This window comes from Caballeronia sp. (assembly GCF_049581465.1).
In the GTDB taxonomy this organism is placed as follows: domain Bacteria; phylum Pseudomonadota; class Gammaproteobacteria; order Burkholderiales; family Burkholderiaceae; genus Caballeronia.
Window position 1 is genome coordinate 1 of record NZ_JBAUSA010000546.1, and the last position, 2,309, is coordinate 2,309.

Sequence of the window (2,309 nt, forward strand, 5' to 3'; positions counted from 1 at the left end):
CTGAAGACCTACGGGGACGATCGTATCGAATTACGCTTGCGCGGTTTATCGAAAGAAAAACGCGACGAAATTCGCGTTCAAATCGAAAAGATGCTTAAAGCGAATCCCGAATCCTGAACAATCGGGACAGAAGCAACGCACGAGAGCGACGCGCGAGCATCGTTCTCATGCGGCACGGCTTTGGTTCAATGTGAAGGCGAGTAAATCGCCATCGGTCGGTTCGCCCCATGTCTTGCGCGCGAGCCAGTCAAAAAACGAGGTCTCGGCCAGCTTGGATTCGAGACCGCGCTTACGCCAGTCGTCTCGCATGTGGGTACCGAGATCGGGAAGCACGTCATCTTCGAACGTGCGACGAGCCAGTTCCCGTTCCAGTTCGCCCTGCTCATCGTAGAGAGCGCGCGCCTCTTTCCGACGAAACAGGGAGTACTCGCTGAGCAGCCTCGCTTTAAGGTCGTCGGCCGGCGCGGCAGTGCTTCTTGTGGGCGCCGAAACTGCCGGTAACGCCTCGACCTGCGGCGCATACCCTTTCTTGAGTGCGTCCTTGAACAGCGCACCTGCGCTTCGAACCGGCGGCAAAGTCGTGCTGCGCATTCGTTGCTCAGTCATTTGCAATGCCGATCTGATCCGATTTTCCTCGCTGTCGGCGTACAGCGTTTGCGCATCTTTAAGGGGGATCCCGATCTTCACCATGCGATCGACGAGCGTGCTGTCGAAGACGTTAGGGTGTTCGTCGAGCGCCAGCATCGGCTGCTTGCGCTCGGTCACCCGAAACTGAATTTCAGCGACGCGCCGACCTTCCCGATGTTCGATCAATTCCACGAAGATATTTGTGACCGCGTTCACTTCGGCAATTGCCGGTCGAAGATAGTCACGCTTGAAATACTTGTATTCGCGCTTCGCTTCGTCGCCGGCTTCCGTATCAGGAGTGCCGGACAGAATGGGTCGCCACCACTCCCACGTTTCCCGCATGGTGAGATGGCTCGGATTCGTCAGGTAGCGCACGCAAATTTCATAGAGCGACAGCCCCGCGCTACTGCGAAGCTGACTCTGGAACTGGAGGCTCAGGCGAGCGTACTGCACCGGATCAAGCAGCTTCTTCTTGATTTTCGGGGCAAACGAAAACTCGACCCACACGCGGCGAGTGGCTGGATCTTCAAGGATTTCCGCGTCGGCGATCAACGTCGAGATACCCCACTTACGGCCAGGCTTCTGACTCGACGTGCCGGTACTCCATTCCACCTGGACAGACACCATTCGACGCAGGTGCTCTTTGACCAGCGCCGTGTCATTGGAGTCGAACGCAGAGTTTGCAACAATGTCTGACAGTAGCGCGCGGTAGGTATCGCCGGATTCGTCGGCCTGTTGCGCGACAGCCAACAGGACGTTGAAAAGCTTCCGGGTCAGCAACGTAATCTTGCCGCTTTTCGGCTGGATCGCGATCGCTTCGACAGCTTTGCGCAACTCAGCCGAACTCGGGTTCACCACATCGGTTTTCTTTGCGCGCTTGGTCGCCATACTGGGATCACAGGAATTTTCGGAAAGCATACTCATGACGGTGATGCTCGTCTACAGGCTCAGGCTCACCGTGCAGCGGTGAAACCGGTCGCGCTCATCGACTCACTGAGGTGTGTTCCTGAAAAGGCTCACCACTCACCGTTGGCGAGCATCGCATCGACCCCCGCGCCGCGCGGGTAAACGGTCTGCGGGAGAAAACGCGCCAGTCACGAGCGCTCGCGTCTGTTCCCGTATTCCCTCACCGCAAATATTTTTACAATGACTGTCGTTTTTGTTTGTCGCCCATGATTATCAAAAAATAGGCTGTCACGGACGGTGAAACGCGGGAATATCCCGAATATGCGGTCGAAAATGGCGAATAGCCGGGCGAACCGGCGCAAATCGATCTCGAAAGTTCTCACCTTCGGAGTGAAGCCAGGTTTTTAGCGCGTGGAGTTAGCGGTTGGACCGTTGTAGATGTGGAATTCTCAAGGTCCCGCAAAAGCTCACCTTTCGCGATTCGGAAGGCTTATGGGTTGAGGAAGAACCGGACATCGGCTCCCGAAAACACTCACCTCAGCGCAAATTGTTGACAATTTGGCGTCGTTTTGGCCGTTCGACCGATGCAATGCCTCCATATCTGAGAGCATCGCATCCCGTAGAAGCTCACCTTACGCCTGATAAAGCGCTTCAAACTGGCTTTATCGGGGCCGCGTGGAACTCCCGAAAACACTCACCTATACTGACGTGACACTAACGTGTTTCCAAACAATCATCCGTAAAATCAATGCGTTACATAACAATGTGTCCAAATG

Annotated in this window: 1 protein-coding gene; it reads right to left on the reverse strand. The window is 55.4% G+C overall.

What is annotated here, in order from left to right; genetic code table 11:
• Positions 1 to 165 precede the first annotated feature (165 nt).
• A complete protein-coding gene (locus WCA53_RS13490) occupies positions 166 to 1,515 on the reverse strand; it encodes a replication initiation protein (protein WP_423910831.1) in 1,350 nt (449 codons plus the stop codon).
• Positions 1,516 to 2,309 lie beyond the last annotated feature (794 nt).

Coding starts and splice junctions, on each gene's coding strand:
- WCA53_RS13490 (WP_423910831.1), bottom strand. CDS start 1,515: ATGGCGACCAAGCGCGCAAAGAAAACCGATGTGGTGAACCCGAGTTCG.